Below are 21414 nucleotides of genomic sequence, written 5' to 3'. Positions count from 1 at the left end.
CCGCCTGCCTTTCCTGCTCTAATTCAAAGTCCCACATAGTCTACGTCGGACAGTCAGAGGTGGCACGCACGGGGCGCGGAGCCTGTCAGGATTTGAGTGTCGACTTGCTGGTCGGGTTGGCGCAGTCGCTGGTAGTGGGATTATGGTCGCCCGCCTTGCGTGTTAAACCCCACAGAATCAGACCGATGGTCTGGTTGTTCTGTGGCAGGGCGGCGTGCCCCGGCGGAATCAGAAGGTTACAGGCCTTTCCGATCTCCACGTTGGCCACGTCAGCGCCGTCGACAGACTTCAGCTGGGAGGTGCTGTTCGGGGTGGCGGTGGTATCAGCCGAGGAATACAGGTTGGTGTACTGCACGCGCTTGTCAGTATCCGGCTTCTCGTTCAGCCGGTTGATTACCTCCGAGCCGATCAGCTGCTGCACGCCGGCCTTGCCCGCCACGGATTCCGCGAGTTCTGGGTTGCGCTCGATGATCGGGCGCAGCATCTTATCCATGCCATTTAACGTGGTGCCGTGATATGTCGGAGCCACGCCGACCACGCGGTCGACTTTTTCTCCGCCGCCGTTTTCCGCGATGTACTTCTTCAGGTGAAGTCCGCCCTGAGAGTGCCCAACCAAATCGACCTTCTCTGCACCCGTGACAGACAAGATGTAGTCGATGGTTGATGCGATCTCCTTGGCGGAATCGTCGATATCCTCCGTGGCATAAAGACCAAGCAGATTCGGCTTGCTATCCTGACGCTTTCCATAGTTGAAAGCCCAGGTGCAAAAGCCCTGCTCCGTAAGAGCATTGGCGGCCTTCTGCCAGCGCGTGGAGTTATCCGACGTGCCGTGGATGAAAACGACAGGATTCGGATGTTCCGGCGAAGGCACGCACAGGGCATTGTTCACAGGGGTAGTTGCCACATGCTTACCTACGAGCCCATCTGGCACGGCGGCGTCATCACTAGGGGAGGCCAAAGCGGCAGGAGCGAGCGCGGCAGAGAAAAGAGAGGAAGTCAGGGTGAGAGCCAGTGCGGCGACACTGGCACGGGCGGCACTGCGAATACGCCCAACTGCGAGATACTTAGTTGTCATAGAAGAAACGATAGCCTAATTTCCACCGTTGGCCACCGTTACAACCCACGTGCACAGGTGTGCAATCCCCCTGGTCGCGGGTCAATCCCCATTCCACTAGGCCAATGACGTGATCGTTTTCAGGTAGCGAAGCATGCCCCGGGGGTAGCAACAACCCGCAGACCTCGCCGACCTCCGCCTCGGCAACATCGGCTCCGTCGACCGACTCCAGCTGGGACGTCGAATTCGGCGTGGCCGTAAGATCTTTCGAGGTGTAGATGTTCGTATAAGTAACGTTTGGGTGGGTATCTGGCAGCTCGTTGAGCTTGCGGATCAACTCTGAACGGTTCAGTTGCTGCACCGCAGCCTTACCCGCCACCAGATCCGCAAACTCCGGGTTGCGATCCACCAGATTCTGCAGGATCGAGGACATACCCGTCATCGTGGTGCCGTGATAGGTCGCGGCAATGCCCACCGCACGATGCACCTTCTCGTGTCCGCCATGTTCTGCAATGTACTTCTTAATGTGCAGCCCGCCCTGGGAATGTCCCACTAGATCCACCTTGCTGGCGCCTGTCACGTCCAGGATGTAATCGATTGTTTCCGCGATCTCTACGGCGGATTCGTCGATATCGTTCACAGCAAACACCCCAGGTATAGCGGGACGGCCGACTTCCGGCTTGCCGTAGTTAAAGGCCCACACAGAGTAGCCACGGGCCGCAAAGTACGTCGTGGCCTTCTGCCACCGGAAGGAATTATCCGTCGTGCCGTGGATAAAAACCAGGGGATAGGGGTGCTCTTCCGAAAGCTCCTTCTGCGGGTTATTGGCCGGAGCACCCAGCACGAAGCGCCCCTGCAAGGTGGCTGGCACATCGGCATCCAGCTGGAGTTTTTTGCGGGAGGCCGGGCGGGGCGTCAAGAAGGAAAAAGGAAGCATACCGCCCTAGCTTAAGGGCTAAGGGGGCTAAACATCTAGAGAGAATAAGCTCCGTGCTTCTCGTGGAACTTCGCGGCGGAGGCCAGAATTTCGTCGGCTCGGTCGGGGCGGGAGATGACCAGATCCGGCAGGTAAGGAGACTCGCAGTTATAACGCAGCGGGGTGCCATCCAAGCGGGAGGTGTGCAGACCAGCGGCCTGTGCAATGCCCACAGGAGCGGCGTTATCCCACTCGTATTGGCCGCCGGCGTGCACATAAGCGTCGTTATCTCCCAGGATCACGGAGACGGCTTTAGCGCCGCAGGAACCCATGGTGACCAGCTCCATGCCCAAGTCTTCGGCGATGAACTCTGCAATGGCGGGAGTGGTGTTTTGGCTGATGACTAGACGGTTAGTGCGCTGTCCCTGAACGGCACGGACCTCGGCGCTGCTGAACACGCGCCCCAGATCCGGCATGCCCACGGCGGATTCGACGATCTCGCCGTTTTCTGCCAAGGCGATGTGCACGGCCCAGTCCTGGCGGCCGCCTGCGTACTCGCGGGTGCCATCAAGCGGATCGATAATCCACACCCGGGAGTTGTCCAGGCGCGCGAGGTCATCTTCGGCCTCTTCCGACAACATCGCATCATTCGGACGGTGCTGGATGAGGGACCGGGCAATCCAGTCCTGTGCTAGTGCGTCGCCCGCTTTCCCGAGTTCGGTGCCGCGGAGCAGACCTACGTTTCTTACGCCTTTGAGGATTTCCCCGGTGCCCTGCGCGAGTCTCTGGGCCAGCGTCGCATCATTGAGTTCAGCCGTCATAGTTCTTACTTTAGCGGTCTGTTTAAATGGTCACATGGCTGTTGACCCGCTGGATTCCTTTTATGCCCCCGTTGCAGCGTGGTTCCGGGATGTATTCGCCGAGCCGACGGTCGTGCAAACCCAAGCATGGAAGGCTATCTCTGCAGGTCAGAATGCACTGGTTGTAGCGCCGACCGGTTCTGGCAAGACTCTAGCGGCTTTTCTCTGGTCACTGTCAAAGCTTTCTGGGGGATCTTTTTTTAATGACGCCCCCACGCCTGAAAAGTCCAGTCCCACCAAGGTGCTGTACATTTCCCCGCTGAAAGCACTGGGCGTAGACGTCAGCCGAAACCTGGCTGCCCCGCTGGCCGGCATTGCGCGCGTGGCAGACGCGATGGGGGAAACCGTAGCGCCCGTACGGGTGGGAGTGCGCAGCGGAGATACCCCGCAGTCGGAACGCTCTAAGCTGCTGCGCAATCCACCGGAGATTTTGGTGACCACCCCCGAATCTCTGTACCTCATGCTGACAAGCAAGGCCGCGGCCACGCTGGCGAATGTGGACACCGTCATCGTCGACGAGGTGCATGCCGTGGCGGGAACGAAGCGCGGCACACATCTGGCTCTGTCATTGGAACGTTTAGAGATGTTGACGGGTCAGGCAGTTCAGCGCATCGGACTATCGGCGACGGTGAATCCCGTGGATAAGGCTGCTAGTTTCCTCGGCGGTGATCGACCGGTAACGGTGGTGAACCCAGAGCAGCCGAAATCGTGGGATGTGCAGGTAACCAGCGTGGTGGAGGATTTTCAAGATCCTCCGGCAGCGGAGGACATCGCGTTGGCGAAGTATGAGGTGGCGGACGAGGGGGCGTCAACAGAAGAGCCAGAAGAGGAACCAATAGGCCCCATAGATGAGGCACTGCTTGGCCCCAGCCTCATTGGCGAGGGCGTGGGTGGCAGCACACAGAATGGCTCGGGCGCACGGGTGGCCAGTGGCGTGGACAAAGAATCCGCGCTACCGCAGCAAAAGAGCGTATGGCCGCATGTGCAAAAGGCGATCTACCAGCAGGTGATGGAAAACCGCTCCACCCTCGTGTTCGTGAACTCCCGGCGCGCAGCAGAGCGGCTCACCGGGGCTCTCAACGAGGAGTGGGCGAAAGAACATGATCCCGATGCACTGGCGGCTTTAACACGGCGCGACCCAGCACAGTTGATGGCACAGTCCGGCGCAGTGCGAGGGATCAGCGGTGAAGGCGTGGCACGGGCACACCACGGTTCCGTGTCGAAGGAGGAACGCGCGGACATTGAGGCAGCGTTGAAGTCCGGTGAACTGCGCTGCGTGGTGGCGACGAGTTCCTTGGAACTCGGCATCGATATGGGATTGGTGGACCACGTGGTACAGGTTGGGGCGCCACCGTCAGTGGCTGCGGCAGTGCAGCGCTGTGGTCGCGCCGGGCACAACGTGGGAGCGACCAGCCACGCGACGATCTACCCATTGCACAAGCAGGACGCTGAGGCTGCGGTGGTGGTCGTCGACCGGCTACTCAAGGGAGAATTGGAGCCACTGCACGTGGTGCATAATGCGCTAGATGTGCTGGCGCAGCAGACCGTGGCTGCAAGTGTGCAGGCGAGTGCCGGAAAAGACGCGCTCGACGTGGAGGAGTGGTGGCGGGTGGTACGCCGCGCTCATCCCTATTCCACGCTGCCGCGGGAGGCCTTCGATGGGGTTGTCGAGATGCTCAGCGGGCGTTATCCCTCTACTGACTTCGCTGACCTAAAAGCCCGCGTGGTGTACGACCCTGTGGCCGGCACCCTAGAAGCCCGTCCCGGCTCACAGCGCCTTGCGGTAACCAGCGGCGGCACCATCCCGGATCGCGGCATGTTCGGGGTTTTCCTGGCTGCCGGGGAGAACGACGGCGCGCGCCGGGTGGGCGAGCTGGACGAGGAAATGGTCTACGAATCTCGTGTGGGCGATGTGTTCACCCTGGGGGCGAGCAGTTGGCGGATTTTGGAAATTAACCGCGACCAGGTGATCGTTGCCCCCGCCGCCGGGCACACTGGTCGACTGCCATTTTGGGTGGGTGATGCCGCAGGCCGCCCGGTGCAGCTGGGCATGGCCATTGGTGAGAACCGCCGTACCTGGGGTTCTGACACTTTAGGGGATATACGTTCTGCCGATTTTGTGGACGCCCACACTCGCGCCAACCTCGATGCCTACTACCAGGAACAGAAGGAAACCGCTGGAATCATCCCGGATGAACGCACCGTGCTGATCGAGCGCTTCCGCGATGACATTGGTGATTGGCGCGTGGTGGTGCACACGCCGTTTGGTCGGGGAGTGAATGCACCTTGGGCGCTGGCGTTGGGTGCAGAGCTGAACCGCCGCACAGGTATCGACGCAATGGCAGTGGCAGGAGATGACGGTATGGTGCTGCGCCTGCCGTATTCCGAGGAACCTCCGGGAATGGAGCTTTTGCTCGGCGAACACGGCTTTGGCGGCTCCGAGCGGGCAGAGGCCACGCTATCGGATGTGATGGAAGAAGTGGGATCCTCCGCCCTATTTGCCGCGCGTTTTCGCGAGTGTGCAGCTAGGGCTTTGCTGCTGCCGCGCCGTAACCCGGGCAAGCGCCAACCGTTGTGGCAGCAGCGCCAGCGTGCCGCCCAATTGTTGGATGTTGCCCGCGAGCATCCGGAGTTCCCCGTGATGGTGGAAACCATGCGGGAGTGTGTACACGACGTGTACAACCTGGATTTTTTGAAGACCTTGGTGGCGGGGCTAGGGCAGCGTGGTGTGCGTTTGGCGGAGGTCACAACCGAGGGGCCAAGTGCCTTTGCGGAGTCGCTGTTGTTCACCTACACCAGCGCCTTTATTTATGAGGGCGATTCTGCAGAACGGGCCGCAGCCCTGGCCGTGGATCCTGCGTTGCTTGCCAAAGTACTGGGCACCCGTGAGGAGGGCATGGCCCTAGACCCGGCTGCGGTACGGCGCGTGGTGGACGCCGCTCAGTGGCTGGCGGAGGGGCGCAAGGCTGGCAGCGTGGAACAGGCTGTGGATATGCTGCGTGCGCTCGGCCCGCTGAGCACCGAGGGCGTGTGTGAGCGCCTTGAGCCGTGGGCGGGGACAGTGGAGGATAGCCTCAATCAACTGCGCGAATTGATTCCGACTCGCCTGATGGAGGTCAACTTCGGCGGTCAGGCCAAATTGGCTGCTGTCGAGGACATGGCGCTGCTGCGCGATGGGCTGGGAGTGCCAGTTCCACCGGGAGTTGCCATCGCCGCTGAGCAGGTTGATCAGGTGGATAATGCCATTGACCAATTATTGCTGCGGTGGATGAAGAACCGCGGACCTACTACTGCCTCAGAGGCTGCAGCGGAGTTTGGCCTGGGACGCGCAACGGCCGATGCCCTGCTTACGAAATGGACGCAAAATACTAAGGGAGCACAGCAGCGTCGATTGAGCTCGGGGCACTTTGTGTTTCTCGAGGACGCCACCGGTTCCGTCTCGCCAAGTGGCGCAGAGGCAGATGCCCAGTCCGAGATGCAATACGTGTACACAGGGATGCTGCGCCGTCTGCGTTCAGCGACTTTGGCCGCAGCCCGCGGAGCGCTGGAACCCGTAACGCAGCAGACTTATGCTCAGTTCCTGGCTGATTGGCATGGGTTGGGGCACATGCAGCGCGAGGAGCTCCTCAGCGTGCTCGAACAACTTGCCGGAGTGCCAATTCCCGCCAGTGCATGGGAAACACTGGTGCTTCCAGCTCGCATTCCGGACTATCAGCCGAGGGATTTAGATGAGCTGCTCAGCACCGGGGAGGTTCTCACCACTGGTGCCGGACAGGCCGGAGCCAAGGATGCCTGGGTGAGTTTTATGCCCACTGGCATGGCCGAGTACCTGCTAGGAGGTGATGCAGGGCTGGAACGCGGCGTCGAAAAGAAGGAAGGGACATCCCTCGGCATGGTGGCCACGCAGATCCTCGAGCATCTGCAACGAGGTGGTGCGTTTCTGGCAGCTGAGTTGCAGTCGGCGACGGGAGCGGGACATGCGGAAGTGGACGCGGCGCTGTGGGAACTCTTCGATGCTGGGCTGGTTACTCCCGATAGTTTCGCGGCTCTGAGAGCACGGTTGGTGGAAGCAGGGACCACCGGTAAACAAGCTCATCGCGCACCGCGGAGAAACCAGGGGCGTGGCTCGGTGCGACGGGTACGGATGGGGCGCAGTGGTTTTGCGCGAGCAGCCCGACAGGCATTGAATGCGCACTCGTCCGTGCCAGGGCGTTGGTCGGCGGTATCGGGCGTTAGTCCAGTGAGTGCTATAGGTACTGCGGGTGCCGGTGGCGTAGAAAGGCCGGACGCTGCTGAAAAGGCTCTCGTGCTGTCCGAGGCTTGGATCGACCGCTATGCGGTGGTGACCCGCGGAGCCGTCGTTGCTGAAAAGGCCGCCGGTGGTTTTGCCGAGGCTTATCGAACTTTGAGCGCTTGGGAGGATTCCGGTGAAGTCCTTCGCGGCTATATCGTCGAAGGCCTGGGCGGTGCGCAGTTTGCCCCGCGCGATGTGATCTCCCAATTGCGGCGCGCGCAGGATGGGCGTGGTGGAGAGGCAATGAACAATTCGGAAGCCTCCGTTCCGCTGCTGCTGTCAGTTCTGGATCCGGCGAACCCCTACGGTTCCACGCTGCCGTGGCCGCGTTCAAGCACTGTACAGCCAGGTAGTTCGAGCGCCGAGTTGATGGCTCCCACGCGTTCTGCTGGCGCCATGATTATCGTTGCGGCAGGTCGCGCCGAGGCGTATGTCTCTCGCGGAGGTAAAAACGTGGTGTTTTTTGCTCGGCCCGATTTTAATGACGCCACATCGGAGTCGCCGGCAATTCCCGCAGCGCAAATAGATCTGGTGGTTCGAGTCCTACGGGAAGCCGTCCGTGCTGGACGATTGAGTCCTGTGACCGTGGAGAAGGTCAATGGTTCCTCGGTGATGGACATTAATACGACGGATTGGGTAGCCGCTGGGGCGCGACTTACTCCGAAAGGATTGAGTATCCGTGCCTGAGGGTGATTCCGTTCTACAACTTTCCAACCGACTCCAATGGATGACCGGGCGGACGGTGCGGTACACGGATATTCGTGTACCGCGGTTTGCGACCGAGACTTTTGATGGGGATGAAGTGCACCGGGTCTGGCCCTATGGCAAACATCTATTCATGCACATTGGGGAGCGGGTGATCCACACCCACCTGAAGATGGAGGGGGTATGGGCGATTCACCGGGCGGGTGAACGCTGGCGTCGGCCTGGCTACAGTGCCCGCATTGTATTGCGCTTCAGCCCGCAGCATCCGGGAGGGGCAGAGATTGAGATCGTAGGGCACGATCTGGGATTTGTGCGGGTCTTTCCCTTTGCCGACTTCCCGCAGGTGGTGGAGCATTTGGGGCCGGACATTCTGGCGGATGAGTGGGAGACGGTGGGAAGGCATGAGGCAATCGAGCGGATTATGGCACGGCCCACGCGCTCCCTGGGGGCTGCTTTGCTGGATCAGAAGAATGTTGCAGGAATTGGCAACGAGAATCGCGCTGAGGTGATGTTCCTCGTGGGAATGCACCCGGAAGTGGAAGTCGGGAGAGTGGGAGAAGAAGGCGTCGCCAAGGCTATAGATATGGCGCGACGATTGATGTGGGACAACCGTCTTGAACCGCACCGGGTTTTTACTGGAGATCGCCGGCCAGGGTACAGCACGTGGGTGTTTGGGCGTGCAGGGAAAGCGTGCCGGAGGTGTGGGGCGGCAATTTTGCAGGGGACGTTGGGCGGGCGCTGGGCTGAAGGAGATCCGGAACTGGATGCAGGCGAGCTGGAGCGCATCATTTGGTGGTGCCCAAACTGTCAAGGGCACTGAGGATTGAAGCTCCAGCAGGGGTAGTGAAGCGAGATACAATAACCCCATATTGGGGTAAAATGTAGCGCGTCCATTAAAGAAATGCCTGGTGAGAAGAGTTTACCTAAAGTTCACTAAAGTGGGGGTTATGGGGTGAATCGCAGGTTGATGGTTGAAATGTTTTGCTCGAAAAAGGGGTGAGGGTTCTTATATTTTGAGAAATGTTCGGCGGGAACAGGGTGGGGCTACAGTTTGATCGAGTTTTATATGGTCGCGGCCTGAGGCTAATTGAAATCGAGTTCGAATTGGGTACATCAACAGTGAATGTCGTTTCGGGCGCGCCTGAGAGGCGTTTTAAGGGTTGGCTAAGTTTTCTACGGTTAACTAGAGGTTAACGCAAGATGACATTGGGATTGAATGTGGTGCACTGCGGTGCAAAATTGTCGAACAATGAGAAGCTTCGAGGGTCTAAAGTTGGATCTCGTCACTCAGAGCCTGAGCGGTGTGCGGTCCTCACGAATACCGAGCATCACCCAGGCGAGGGCACCCCTTAACCTGATTCGAACAAAGCCACCTGGGCGAAGACTCGCAAGACCCTTTGAAGTAGAGCGACGTGCACTATCGCAGCATCACCAATGCACTCGCTAACGCGGACCGGCTGTAGTCGGACCGCATTTTTCGACCAGTGGGCGTGCAAGAGGAGCACAAAACATGAAGAACCTGTGGAAGAACGGCGCAAGTGCTGCCGCTGCTGCTGTCATCGTTGCAGCTGCAGTCGCATCCCCGGCATCTGCCATCACCAAGGAAGAGCACTACCCGGAAACCCCGAAGCTGAACCCCACCCTGCCGATCGTCAACACCACCCACGGCAGCGACCACATCAAGGCCAACATCCTGAACCCGCACCCGGTCTGCAACTCCGGTGAGGATTACCGCACCGTCGTCTACAAGGTTGACGACAAGTTCACCCCGGCTGGCACCATCTCTGCTACCAACCAGTCCAAGAACACCATCCCGCTGACCCAGGAACTGTCCAAGACCCAGACCATCACCATCAGCATCAAGGGCGACCGCACCGAGACGGTCAGCGCAAACCTGGGCGGCGAGGCATCTGCCAAGAGCGGCAAGGGCAGCGTCGGAATTGCCTACGAGCTGGCTAAGAGCATCGGCGCTGAGGCTTCCTACTCCCTGAGCTGGAATGTTGGCCAGAAGATCGGCCCGTACGACGTTCCGGCCGGCCACACCGGCGAGGCTACTTACGGCTTCCGCACCATCAACATGACCGGTACCCAGCAGTTCTGCAAGGCGAACGGCACCTGGTCCACCCCGACCCCGTGGTCCGCTCTGACCCCGGTGAAGAACCAGGTCAACATGAAGCTGTACGGCAACCCGGCTGATTCCGCAGTTCCGGCTAAGCCGGAGGATGCGGAGAAGCCTTCCGAGAAGCCAGCTGACGACGCCAACAAGCCAGCTGAAGAGGCTAACAAGCCGGCCGAGAAGCCAGCTGACGACGCCAACAAGCCAGCCGATGACGCTGCCGCAAACAAGCCGGCCGACTCCGAGGCTGCTGACAAGCCTGCTGACGACGCAGCCGCAGAGGCTTAAAACCCCCTTCGCTAAAACTCCCGTGGCGTCGGAGCGCTTGAATACCTTCATCTCGCATCAACTCTCGCAACGCTTCGACCCGCACCTCTACAAAGTAAGGAACCCCCTCACATGAAGAAGAATGCAGCTTCCCTGACCCTCGCTGCCGCTATTGGTGTGACCACCGCCTTCGCAGGCGCTGGCAACGCTTTCGCAGAAGACGCCGTTGACCCTGGCTTCAACAACGACGTAGTAGCAACCGATGTCACTGCCGATGAGGCTGAGAAGCCCGCTGAAGCTCCAGCAGAAGAGGCTCCGGCCGCTGACGCTGAGAAGCCAGAAGCAGAGGCTGAGAAGCCAGAGGCAGAGGCTGAGAAGCCTGCCGAGAAGCCGGAAGCTGAGGCTCCGGCCGAGAAGTACGACCTGCAGCCTGAGATCCACGTTGCTGCTGGCAAGTCCGCAGGTTTCGCTGGCCTGGTTTCCATCTCCGCTAAGAACGTTGGCTCCGAGATCTACTACCAGGACTTCCCGGCTACCACCTTCCGCATCGACGTTCACACCGAAAAGGGACCAAAGGGTGTTGACCGCCTGATCACTCCGGGCTGGTTCAACGGTGCATACACTCGCGACCTGGGCTTCGACAAGGCCAAGTCTGTCCGCAGCTTCGAGGTCACCCTGTCCAACCCGGTCAACCCGGGTGAGTCCAAGCTGCTGGCTAACCTGAACTTCGGCGACGGCAAGACCAAGCTGGGCCGCCTGGTGAACTACATCACCGTCACGCAGACTGGTCGTCTGGAGGAGGACAAGTCCACCGCCAATGACCAGAACGTTGACTCCCGCGAAGTCACCACCACTGACGTGATGCACAAGCCCACCAAGGGTCTGTTCTAAGGACGTTAGATCCTCTGGTAGTGCAGCAACTTTAAAGGCTCCCCGCTTCGGCGGGGAGCCTTTGTCGCGCTTAGATCTTCGTGCCCTCAAACTTTTGGGCGCGACCTTCTCGCCCTGCTCGGCGAAAGGACAGTGCTTATCCTTGGCCAGGGTGCAGGGCAACCCAAATTGCATAAAGCGCCAACCACGGAATCAAAATGGGGACAGCCAGGAGCATCGGCACTCCATTAAGGGATCCCGCGATGGGGTTAGCAGATTTCGGTGCACCGCCTTGTTGGGAAGGCGAGGCCTGCGAATCTCGGACAGTGGCGAACCCCCGCTTTTTGTAGGGAAAGAAATGCCTAGAGCATTTCAAGCAACGCTCCAAGCCACTCGGAAGCGGGGTTCGTTTTAGATATCGACGCCCCAGACCTCCGTGTTAGCAATCCTGTGTATCCAATCACTTATCCCACTTGTTAGCGCTAGACCCGGTGCTGGCGGTAGTAAGCGATCAAATCGTCGGTGGAGGAGTCGCCGGCGTCACTGCGCTCCGCGCCAGTAACCGCAGAAAGGAGTGCGTTTGCCTGCTTCTTGCCGAGCTCTACACCCCACTGATCGAAGCTGTTGATGCCCCAGATCACGCCCTGGACGAAAACGATGTGCTCGTACAGGGCGATCAGTGCGCCCAGCGCCTTCGGGGTCAGCTTGTTAGCCAGAATGGTGGTGGTCGGGCGGTTGCCGGGCATCACCTTGTGCGGGATGAGCTCAGGAGCCACACCCTCTTCCTCCAGCTCTTCTGCGTTCTTGCCAAAGGCCAGTACACGAGTCTGGGCGAAGAAGTTGGACATCAACATGTCATGCATGCTGGTGGAACCATCCGCAGCAACCGCATCGTCGTGCGGGTTCACAAAGCCGATGAAGTCCGCCGGAACCAGGTGCGTGCCTTGATGCAGCAGCTGGAAGAAAGCGTGCTGGCCGTTAGTGCCGGGCTCACCCCAATAGATCTCGCCTGAGGGGATTTCCACCGGCGTGCCATCCAGCTGCGCGGACTTGCCATTGGACTCCATTGTCAGCTGCTGAAGGTACGCGGGGAAGCGCGCCATGTCTTCGGAGTACGGCAGCACGGCATGCGATTGTGCTCCCAGGAAGTCCGTGTACCACACACCGAGCATGCCCATCAGTACCGGAATGTTCATCTCCAACGGCTCGGTGCGGAAGTGGTCATCTACCTCGTGGAAACCCTCCAAGAATCGCATGAAGTCCTGTGGGCCAATGGCCGCCATCAGCGACAGGCCAATCGCGGAGTCCACGGAGTAGCGGCCGCCTACCCAATCCCAGAACTCAAACATGTTCTTCGTGTCGATGCCGAAGTCCTGGACCTTCTCTGCAGCGGTGGATACGGCCACGAAGTGCTTGGCAGTGATGTCGCGGATGGCGTCATCTCCCTCGACCTCAACCCCAGCATCGGAGAGGTTTTGCAGCAGCCAACGGCGCGCGGCGTGGGCGTTGGCCAGTGTCTCGGACGTGGTGAAGGTCTTGGAGGCAATGACGAACAGCGTGGATTCAGCATCGAGTCCGTCGAGGGTGCCGGCCACGTCCGCAGGGTCAATATTGGAGATGAAGTGTGGCGTAATTCCCGCCGTCATGTACGGGCGCAACGCCTGTGCAGCCATTGCCGGGCCCAAATCGGAGCCGCCGATGCCGATGTTGACCACATGCTTGATGGTGTGGCCGGTGACACCTTGCCACGAGCCAGAGCGCAGTGCCTTTGCGAAATCGCGCATACGGCCCAGCACGGCGTGTACATCGGCGGCTACGTCTTGTGTCTCGCCTGTTTCGGAATCAACCGGGATACTAAACTCCCGATCCACGGGAATGCGCAGCGCGGTGTGCAGTACAGCGCGGTCCTCGGTGCTATTGATGTGTTCGCCATCGAACATGGCGCTGCGGTGATCTTCCAGGCCACGCGCGCGAGCCAGGTCTAGCAGTAGTCGCAGACCACGCTCATCGATGAGGTTCTTAGACAGGTCCACATGCAGCGGGCCAACGTTATAGGTCATGTCACTGGAGCGCCCCGGCTGCTCGGTGAAAAGCTCCCGCAGTTGGGTGCCGCGTGTTGCGTCGGCGTATTCGGTGAGCTTCTTCCACTCCCGAGTCTTATGTGCGGATTCGCGTTGTTGTGGCATGGGCACTGCCGGGCTCCTTTCATCACTGCAAATGTCACTTTCCACGGTAGTGGAAATGCCGCGGGTGCGTGGTGGTCTGCGTAGTGGGCGCTGAAGGCGCGTAAATGTAGTGGGCGCGGAAGGCGCGTATATGTGGAGGCATGACTTCTTTCACCATTCCATCTGATTTCAGCACTACTTTGAGCGCAGCCGGGCAAACCTTCGAGGTGCCCACGGGGTTGTTCTTGGGTGGAGCCTGGCGCTCTGGATCCGAAGGGGAAACCTTTTCTGTTCTTGACGCCGCCACGGGGAAGCCTTTCGCGGAAGTCGCGGCGGCAACAGAAGATGATGCGCGAGAGGCCATGGAAAAGGCTGTGGAGGTGCAAGCAGAGTGGGGCGAAACTGCACCTCGGGAGCGTTCCGAGATCTTGCGACGGCTGTTCGACCTGGTAAACGAGCACGCTGAACAATTGGCGGCTTTGCAGTCTCTGGAGCTGGGACGTGCGCTACCGGATTCGAAGGGCGAGGTGACTTACGCTGCTGAATATCTGCGGTGGTTCAGTGAGCGAACCGCGGCTATTAGTGGCGAGTATCGGGTTGCGCCCGCGGGCAATGGACGCATCGTGACTACACACCGCCCGGTGGGGCCGGTATTGGCTATTACTCCATGGAACTTCCCGCTGGCGATGGTTACCCGCAAGCTTGCTCCTGCGTTGGCCGCGGGATGCACCGTGATTGCCAAGCCGGCTCAGCTCACGCCATTGACCATGCTGTATTTCGCGGAGCTGGGCCGAATTGCGGGTATTCCAGATGGGGTGTTCCAGGTCCTGCCGACGTCTTCGGCTCGTCGCGTTTCCGCGTTGCTGGACGATGATCGCCTGCGCAAGCTGACGTTCACCGGCTCCACTGAGGTGGGGCAAACGCTGGCGGCCACCGCAGCGAAGAAGACGATCCGCACATCCCTGGAGCTTGGTGGCAACGCGCCTTTCGTCGTTTTGGAGCATGCAAATGTGAACAAAGCTGTGGAGCAGGCTATCGCGGCCAAAATGCGTGGGGCAGGGCAGGTGTGCGTGGCTGCTAACCGTTTCATCGTCCACGAGTCTTTGGCCGACGAGTTTGAATCCGGGTTGGTTCAGAAGATGAGCGAGTTCGTCATGGGGCCGGGTACTGATTCGAAGACCACGATGGGGCCGCTCGTGAGCGAAGAGCAGCGGGATGGCGTGCGCGACCTGGTTGCGAAGGCCGTTGAGGAGGGTGCGAATGTGGCTCTCGGCGGCAATGAGGCATTGGAGAAGCTGGGGGAGACGCACCCTGATCTGGATCCGAATGGTTTCTGGTACCCCGCCACGGTGCTTACGGGTGTGACGCCCAAGTTTGAGATTGCTAACCAGGAAATCTTTGGCCCCGTTGCTGCTGTGCAGCGGGTCTCCAGTGATGATGAGGCACTAAAGATCGCCAACGATACGGTCTTTGGACTGGCGGGTTATGTCATGGGTGAGGATATGAAAAAGACGCTGCGCTTTGCCGAGCGAATGGAAGCCGGCATGGTGGGCGTGAACCGGGGTGCCCTGTCGGATGCTTCTGCGCCCTTCGGTGGCGTGAAGCAGTCCGGTCTGGGGCGCGAAGGTGGGTTTGAGGGTATCGAGGAGTACCTGGAGACCGTGTACCTGGCACTCGACGTGTAGAGATCTAGAGAGGTCTAGGACAGCGCTTGAAGAGTGGCCTCGTGCAGCAGGCCGTTCGTCGCGACGGCGGATCCGCCGTGCGGACCGTCCTCGCCGTTGAGGGCAGTGAATCGCCCGCCGGCTTCCGTAATGATCGGCACTAGTGCGGCCAGATCCCAGAGGCTCACCTCCGGCTCCGCCGCGATATCCACCGCTCCTTCGGCGACCAGCATGTAGGACCAGAAGTCACCGTAGCCACGGAGGCGCCACGCGGAATCCGTGAGGCTGATCAGCTGTTCGCGCTTGCCACATTGTGCCCACCCGGACAGTGAAGAAATGGCGATCGAGGAATCCTCGACCTGGCCGACTTTCGATACTTCAAGTTGTCGCGCGCCTGCCGAGGGGATTCCGCCCTCAGTAGTACCAGCCTCGATGCTTGCGCTGGCTGGAGTATTGAAAAGTCTCCACGCCCCAGCGCCTTCGGCTGCCCACCAACGCCGACCCAATGCAGGAGCGGAGACCACGCCCACGACGGGCTTGCCATCCACGAGCAGACTGATCAGCGTGGCCCATACGGGTACCCCGCGGACGAAGTTCTTGGTGCCGTCGATGGGGTCGATGACCCATTGCCGACCAGCGAAGGTGACGTCGCCGCCGAACTCTTCACCCAGCAGGGCGTCATCGGGGTGGTGGGCGGCGATGATAGAGCGCAGCTCCTTCTCCACGGCGGTGTCGGCATCGCTGACAGGGGTGAGATCCGGCTTAGACTCAACGCTGAGATCGTTGGCCTCGAAGCGCGCCATGGTGATCGCATCGGCTGCGTCGGCAAGCGAAAGCGCCAGGGTTAGGTCATCTGCATATGTGGAAACCGCGTCCGTCATGCAACACATGATAACCCTGTGGCGCGCGTAAGGCTATGGGGAAGATGTGACTGGTGTGAATAAGGGGTAGGGGCTACGCCTCACGCAGAGCTGTGGCAGCCTGCTCCACCGCGTCCGGCGCCCCGGCAATAAACCAGGTTGTGCCGTCTTTCTCTTCCTTCTTTGTGACGCCCCCAGCGCCCTCCACCAAAGCACGCCCCGGCAACCAATCCCAGCTGGCCACGCTGTGCTGCATCCAGCAGCCGAGCTCGCCTCCGGCGACGCAGGCCAAGTCAATGGACGCAGACCCCAGCATCCGCACCGTGGCAAACTGCGTGGCCACAGCGGACCAACTGCGTAGTCGGGTACTGTCCGCAATATCGGTGGGGTGTAGGTAGCCACCGAGGCAAGTCAGCTCCGCGGAGGTATTCGACAGACTGATGCTAGTGGCGTCACGAGTCGTAGGAATATCAGGACCGCCGAACCACGTATAGCCCATCGCCGGACGGTGAACTGCACCGAACAACAGGGCATCCGGTTCATCCGGGTCACCCTCGACCAAAGCTAGGGCGGAACACCAGTAATCGGAGCCAGTAGTGAAGTTGTACGTTCCATCGACCGGGTCGATAACCCACGTGCGACCCGACTTCGACTCCACTCGCGTGCCCTCTTCGCCCAAGAGCCCATCCTCAGGGCGGATCGCACGCAGGGCGTCGGCAATGAACTTCTCCGCAGCCCGATCGGCCGCGGTGACGACATCGCTGACAGATGTCTTGTGCTCTGTATCCACTCCCGTCTGACGCATGCGCCACGCAAGTCGACCTGCGTTGTAGACCAGCGCCTGAGCCAGATGATGATCGGAATCGTCGACATGCGCCACGATGAACGTCTTAATGATCGCGTTCAGCATGTCCTCGGGGATAGGGGATGAAGAATCAGAACCGTTAGTAGCCATGCATTCCATTGTGCATGCCGCGGGGTAGACTTGCGCATTATGCAACCGGAAGTTTCTGCAGACTTAAGCGACCTGGACGGCACCCTGACCACCATCGAGAAGGTGCTGGATCTCGACGAGCTGGGCGACCGCGCCCGCGAACTGGAGGGTAAGTCCGCCGACCCCTCGCTGTGGGATGATCCGGACTACGCACAGCAGGTAACCTCCGAGCTTTCTCGTGTGCAGGCGAAGCTGAAGAAGGTGACGGGGCTACGCCAGCGTCTGGACGATCTGCCCGTGCTCTACGACATGGCCGACGAAGAGGCCGGGGATGACCCGGAGGCAGCCAAGGAAGCCGTGCAGCTAGCCGATGCAGAGCGGACAGAACTGCGTCAGGAGATTGAATCTCTTGAGGTGACGACCATGCTGTCTGGGGAGTATGACGAGCGCGAAGCCGTGGTAAATATTCGCAGTGCCGCCGGTGGCGTGGATGCTGCCGACTGGGCAGACATGCTTTTGCGCATGTACACCCGCTGGGCGGAAAAGGCAGGGCACAAGGTCGAGGTCTACGACATTTCCTATGCCGAGGAGGCCGGCATTAAATCCGCCACCATTGTCATCCATGGCGAATATATGTACGGCACCCTTTCCGTGGAACAGGGCACCCACCGCCTGGTGCGCATTTCCCCATTCGACAACCAAGGCCGTCGTCAAACGTCCTTTGCCGAGGTAGAGGTGTTGCCCGTCGTGGAGCAGACCGACCACATCGACATTGATGAAAACGACGTGCGCGTGGACGTCTATCGGTCCTCTGGCCCGGGTGGGCAATCGGTGAACACCACCGACTCGGCAGTACGCCTGACCCACGTGCCCACCGGCATCGTGGTGACATGCCAAAACGAGAAATCGCAGATCCAGAACAAGGCCTCCGCCATGCGAGTGCTACAGGCGAAGCTGCTGGAGCGGAAGCGTCAAGAAGAACAAGCCGAAATGGATGCGCTCAAGGGCGACGGCTCGAACTCCTGGGGTAACCAGATGCGCAACTATGTGCTGCACCCGTACCAGATGGTTAAGGATCTGCGGACGAACGTCGAGGTTAACGATCCGAGCAAGGTGCTAGACGGTGACCTCGACGGCTTCCTTGAGGCAGGCATCCGCTGGCGCATGGCGCAGCAGCAGGAGGCCTAAGCCTCAGCCTTTTAAGGGGTGAGGCCGTGGATGTAGCCGAAGCGGTGCTCCGTAGTGGAGATTGCCTGCTCGAGGAGCAGCGGTAGCAGCTCGCGGCGACCATCGGGCAACACATCCTGATCCAGGATCACGGAGCCGGACTTCGCAGCGGCCTCGTAGAACTCCTCCGGGCTATTGCCCAGGGCGCGGACGCGCACAGACTGAGCGATGGCGATCTCCTCGGCGAAGTCCCGGTCAGAAGAGGTACGCATCTGCTCGCCCAGCTCACCCCACTCGCGGGCAATCTCCGGGTTGGCGGAAATATCCAACTCTGTACCCGTGGCGGCGGAAGCCAGCTTCAGGCGCAGCAGATCGCGAGGATTCGCACCCTCGGACACGCGCACGCGCAGCGGTTCGAGCAGCGGCTTATAGCGGAACACATTGGATTCCACCACCAGTGCCGTTTTATCGTGCTCGACGCCGAACTCGGTGGACATTGCGTAGGCGTCCGACTCCGCGGCGCGGCGCAGCCACACGTGATCGTCCTTGGACAGAGCAGGGGAACCCAGTCCACGGATCTCGCGGAGCAGCTGTGTGATGTGCGTCGGAAGGGTGCCGGCAGCCAGCTCGCTGATATCCCCTTCGGTCCACACGCCCTGCTGGGCAACGTAATTCGGTCCGCCGGCCTTCGCGCCACTGCCCAAGGAGGAGTTCTTCCAGCCGCCGAAGGACTGACGCTGCACAATGGCGCCCGTGATGCCGCGCTCCACGTATGCGTTGCCGACCTCCACGCGCTCGCGCCAGTAGGCAGTTTCCTCCACGTCGATGGTGTGAATGCCGCCGGTGAGGCCGAAGCCAGTGGAGTTCTGCCACTCGATGGCCTCGTCCAGGGTCTCGGCGTGCATGATGCCCGCCACCGGGCCGAAGCACTCGTGGGTGTGGAACCAGCTGCCGGGCTTCACATTATCGCGCAGACCCGGGGACCACAGGGTGCCTTCGTCGTTTAGCTTGCGGGGCTTAACCAGCCACTTCTCGCCCTTTTCCAATTCGGTCAGGCCGCGCAGTAGCTTGTCTCCCGGAGCTTCGATCACTCCATTCATGTACGTGGAGATGTCGGATCCCGGACCCACCTTCATGGAACGCACCGCATCAACCAGCTGGTTGATAAAGCGCTTGGACTTGCCGATCGAACCGACCGTGATGATCAGTGAGGCGGCGGAGCACTTCTGACCAGCGTGGCCATAAGCGGACTTGAAGATGTCCGCGACCGCCAGATCCGGGTCCGCGGCAGGTGTGACGATGATTGCATTCTTACCGGATGTCTCCGCGTTAATGACCATGCGCGGTTTCCAGCTACGGAACAGCTTCGCGGTCTCGGACGCGCCAGTGAGGATTACGGACTCTACATCCGGGTGGCTGACCAAGCGCTTGCCGGCCTCGGCCTCGTCTGCGTTGACCAGCTGTACCAGATCCTCGCTAATCCCAGCCTCGCGCAGGATACCCATGAATACCTCTGCGATACGAAGGACCTGCGGGGCGGGCTTGATGATCACACAAGCGCCAGCTGCCAGTGCGGCAAACACGCCGCCCAGCGGGATCGCAATCGGGAAGTTCCACGGTGGGGTGACAACCACCGACTTGTAGGGAGTAAACACGGAGCCGCGGACGTGATCCAGCTGGCGGGCGCTCTCAGCGTAGTAGCGGGCAAAGTCGATAGCCTCGGAGACCTCGGGATCGGTCTCTGCGACGGTCTTGCCGGCCTCGAACACCGCCGCGGAGATCAGCTTTGAACGGTTGTTGGCCAGTGCATCTGCTGCACGGTCCAGGAGCTCTGCACGCTCCGCGCCGGTCTTCTTAGACCACTGCTCGGAAGCCTCGCGGCAACGCGCGACGGCGGCGTCAATAACTGCAGGATCCGTAACCTGCGGAGTCTGGGCAGGGCCTGGATCGTTAGCAGGATCGACGATCTGCAGAGCCCACTCGCGGTTTGCGGGAAGAGTCGGGTCGGTATCGGGTTCGTTGACGAAGTTGCCCGGCAGGCCTGCGGACTGGGTGCCCTTCTTCTCGGCCTCTTCCTCCAAACGGTTTTGGGTACGACGCGAACCGGCGAAGGTATCCCAGCGATCGCGGACGGAGTTGCGGAAGCGCAGCTCCTGGCCCTGCATCGGGGTCATGCCGGTGACGTCCGTCTCGTCATCCTCCGGGGTAAACAGTGCATAGAGGAAGTTCTGCTTCGCACCATTTTCCTCCAGGCGGCGCACCAGGTAGCTGATGGCAACGTCGAAGTCTTCCTTCTTTACCACCGGGGTGTAGAGGATCATATTGCCGACAACATCGCGCACGGCCTCGGACTGTGCAGGGGACATGCCCTGCAGCATTTCCACATCCAGCTGGTGCTCGACGTTTCGGGCAACAGAGAGCTCGTGAGCCAGTGCCAGGTGGTACAAGTTGTGCGAGGCCACGCCAACGCGCAGGTTTTCTGCGTGTTCGGGCTGCAGGATCCAGTCCAGCAGGCGCACATAGTTTGCGTCGACTTCCGCCTTGGTGAGGAAAGGAGCCTGCGGCCAGTCGTGGATCTCAGAATCCACGCGCTCCATGGAAAGGTTCGCGCCCTTCACCAGGCGCACCTTGATCTTCGCTCCACCCTTGGCGCGACGCTGCGCGGCGAACTCCGCCAGTTCCTGGAGAGCATCGAAGGTATCAGGCAGGTACGCCTGCAGCACGATGCCCGCTTCCATGTCGCGGAACTCTTCTTCGTCGAGCAGCTCGGTGAATAGCTTGATGGTCAGGTGGAGGTCCTTGTATTCCTCCATGTCCAGGTTGATAAAGGGGTGCGGGTTGCGCTTCATCGCCTGGCGATAAAGCGGGCGTAGGCGATCCTTGAGGCGCTCGATGGAACCCTCGAAATCCCAGTGGTTGAGTTGGCTGACCACAGAGGACGCCTTGACGGAGACATAATCGACCCGCGGATTCTTCAGCAGGTCGATGGTGTTATCGAGACGGCGCTGAGCCTCGGCCTCGCCCAGCACGGCTTCACCCAGCAGGTTGAGATTGAGTTGGAAGCCCCTGTCGCGGTAGTCATCCAGCATCCGGTCGAGGGCTTTGGATTCCGCGTCGAGCACCAGGTGACCGACAGTGGTGCGCAGGTAGGCACGCGCAATCGGCATCACGATATTCGGCAACAGTGGTGCGGCAATGGAGCCAGCAGTGACCAGGATCGAATCGATCAGGCTCATGAACCCCGGCACCGGTTCGGTGCGCTTAAAGGGGTTTGCGATCTTGGCGAACTCCTTGGCTGAAACATGATTGTCTTCAGGACGGGCTACACGGTCGACGAAGGCAAAGGTGAACTCTACGCCGTCGGGATCGTGCACCATGTCTGCCAGCTGTTTGGTGGATGCAGAAGTTTCCTCGACCTCGAGCCACTGTTCGGCGCGGTGGATGGCTTTAGTGACCACCGCTTCGACATCGGAACTATTAGGTAAAGGAGTATTAGCCTGGCTGTTCAACGCCGACCTCAATTCTTAAATCATTAGCCAGGG

Annotated in this window: 13 protein-coding genes; 6 read left to right on the top strand and 7 right to left on the bottom strand. The window is 60.3% G+C overall.

The window, feature by feature from the left end; all coding sequences use genetic code 11:
• Window positions 1-85: 85 nt before the first annotated feature.
• The 3 genes from AC05K6_RS07870 to AC05K6_RS07860 are packed head-to-tail and all read right to left on the bottom strand — an operon-like array spanning window position 86 to window position 2791.
• A complete protein-coding gene (locus tag AC05K6_RS07870; protein WP_237744320.1) occupies window positions 86-1075 on the bottom strand; it encodes a lipase family alpha/beta hydrolase in 990 nt (329 codons plus the stop codon).
• A complete protein-coding gene (locus AC05K6_RS07865; RefSeq protein WP_034993064.1) occupies window positions 1065-1991 on the bottom strand; it encodes an alpha/beta fold hydrolase in 927 nt (308 codons plus the stop codon). The genes AC05K6_RS07870 and AC05K6_RS07865 overlap by 11 nt, the downstream gene beginning before the upstream one ends.
• A gap of 35 nt (window positions 1992-2026) precedes the next feature.
• Window positions 2027-2791, bottom strand: a complete 765-nt coding sequence (locus AC05K6_RS07860; protein WP_034993066.1) for a 3'(2'),5'-bisphosphate nucleotidase CysQ — start codon at window positions 2789-2791, stop codon at window positions 2027-2029.
• 34 nt (window positions 2792-2825) lie between these two features.
• Here AC05K6_RS07860 and AC05K6_RS07855 point away from each other — a divergent pair, with 34 nt between their 5' ends.
• From AC05K6_RS07855 to AC05K6_RS07840, 4 genes are all read left to right on the top strand, one after another.
• Window positions 2826-7811, top strand: coding sequence for a DEAD/DEAH box helicase (locus AC05K6_RS07855; protein ID WP_476728247.1), 4986 nt, complete (start codon window positions 2826-2828; stop codon window positions 7809-7811).
• Window positions 7804-8649 (top strand): DNA-formamidopyrimidine glycosylase family protein, encoded by an 846-nt coding sequence (locus AC05K6_RS07850; protein ID WP_476728246.1) that lies wholly within the window; start codon window positions 7804-7806, stop codon window positions 8647-8649. The genes AC05K6_RS07855 and AC05K6_RS07850 overlap by 8 nt, the downstream gene beginning before the upstream one ends.
• A 690-nt stretch (window positions 8650-9339) precedes the next feature.
• Entirely contained in the window at window positions 9340-10233 is an 894-nt protein-coding gene (locus tag AC05K6_RS07845) for a hypothetical protein (protein ID WP_293791931.1), read from the top strand.
• 111 nt (window positions 10234-10344) lie between these two features.
• Window positions 10345-11103 (top strand): neuraminidase, encoded by a 759-nt coding sequence (locus tag AC05K6_RS07840; protein WP_476728245.1) that lies wholly within the window; start codon window positions 10345-10347, stop codon window positions 11101-11103.
• A gap of 461 nt (window positions 11104-11564) precedes the next feature.
• On the opposite strand, the gene pgi is transcribed toward AC05K6_RS07840, so the two are convergent.
• The gene (gene pgi, locus AC05K6_RS07835) at window positions 11565-13268 is read right to left on the bottom strand and encodes a glucose-6-phosphate isomerase (RefSeq protein ID WP_476728244.1); all 1704 of its coding nucleotides are present in this window, start codon (window positions 13266-13268) and stop codon (window positions 11565-11567) included.
• 140 nt (window positions 13269-13408) lie between these two features.
• Between pgi and AC05K6_RS07830 the strand changes: the two genes are divergently transcribed.
• Window positions 13409-14932 (top strand): NAD-dependent succinate-semialdehyde dehydrogenase, encoded by a 1524-nt coding sequence (locus AC05K6_RS07830; RefSeq protein ID WP_476728243.1) that lies wholly within the window; start codon window positions 13409-13411, stop codon window positions 14930-14932.
• Between the two features lie 14 nt (window positions 14933-14946).
• On the opposite strand, the gene hisN is transcribed toward AC05K6_RS07830, so the two are convergent.
• Both hisN and AC05K6_RS07820 read right to left on the bottom strand, forming a co-directional pair.
• Window positions 14947-15792 carry a histidinol-phosphatase gene (gene hisN, locus AC05K6_RS07825; protein WP_293791926.1) on the bottom strand — a complete coding sequence of 282 codons (846 nt, stop codon included), beginning with the start codon at window positions 15790-15792 and terminating at the stop codon, window positions 14947-14949.
• Between the two features lie 73 nt (window positions 15793-15865).
• Window positions 15866-16735 carry an inositol monophosphatase family protein gene (locus tag AC05K6_RS07820; protein WP_473964038.1) on the bottom strand — a complete coding sequence of 290 codons (870 nt, stop codon included), beginning with the start codon at window positions 16733-16735 and terminating at the stop codon, window positions 15866-15868.
• 30 nt (window positions 16736-16765) lie between these two features.
• Here AC05K6_RS07820 and prfB point away from each other — a divergent pair, with 30 nt between their 5' ends.
• On the top strand, window positions 16766-17893 hold the full coding sequence (prfB, locus tag AC05K6_RS07815; protein ID WP_473964018.1) for a peptide chain release factor 2: 1128 nt from the start codon (window positions 16766-16768) through the stop codon (window positions 17891-17893).
• Between the two features lie 11 nt (window positions 17894-17904).
• Here prfB and AC05K6_RS07810 read toward each other — a convergent pair whose 3' ends face one another.
• A complete protein-coding gene (locus AC05K6_RS07810; RefSeq protein WP_476728242.1) occupies window positions 17905-21381 on the bottom strand; it encodes a bifunctional proline dehydrogenase/L-glutamate gamma-semialdehyde dehydrogenase in 3477 nt (1158 codons plus the stop codon).
• Between the last annotated feature and the right edge of the window lie 33 nt (window positions 21382-21414).

The sequence above is a fragment of the Corynebacterium sp. TUM25020 genome, from assembly GCF_056388495.1.
This window is presented reverse-complemented; position numbering and strand designations above follow the sequence as displayed.

Bases quoted from the DNA above. Each gene is read 5' to 3' on its own strand.
- AC05K6_RS07870 (WP_237744320.1), bottom strand. From the start codon at position 1,075: ATGACAACTAAGTATCTCGCAGTTGGGCGTATTCGCAGTGCCGCCCGT.
- AC05K6_RS07865 (WP_034993064.1), bottom strand. From the start codon at position 1,991: ATGCTTCCTTTTTCCTTCTTGACGCCCCGCCCGGCCTCCCGCAAAAAA.
- AC05K6_RS07860 (WP_034993066.1), bottom strand. From the start codon at position 2,791: ATGACGGCTGAACTCAATGATGCGACGCTGGCCCAGAGACTCGCGCAG.
- AC05K6_RS07855 (WP_476728247.1), top strand. From the start codon at position 2,826: ATGGCTGTTGACCCGCTGGATTCCTTTTATGCCCCCGTTGCAGCGTGG.
- AC05K6_RS07845 (WP_293791931.1), top strand. From the start codon at position 9,340: ATGAAGAACCTGTGGAAGAACGGCGCAAGTGCTGCCGCTGCTGCTGTC.
- AC05K6_RS07840 (WP_476728245.1), top strand. From the start codon at position 10,345: ATGAAGAAGAATGCAGCTTCCCTGACCCTCGCTGCCGCTATTGGTGTG.
- pgi (WP_476728244.1), bottom strand. From the start codon at position 13,268: ATGCCACAACAACGCGAATCCGCACATAAGACTCGGGAGTGGAAGAAG.
- AC05K6_RS07830 (WP_476728243.1), top strand. From the start codon at position 13,409: ATGACTTCTTTCACCATTCCATCTGATTTCAGCACTACTTTGAGCGCA.
- hisN (WP_293791926.1), bottom strand. From the start codon at position 15,792: ATGACGGACGCGGTTTCCACATATGCAGATGACCTAACCCTGGCGCTT.
- AC05K6_RS07820 (WP_473964038.1), bottom strand. From the start codon at position 16,735: ATGGAATGCATGGCTACTAACGGTTCTGATTCTTCATCCCCTATCCCC.
- prfB (WP_473964018.1), top strand. From the start codon at position 16,766: ATGCAACCGGAAGTTTCTGCAGACTTAAGCGACCTGGACGGCACCCTG.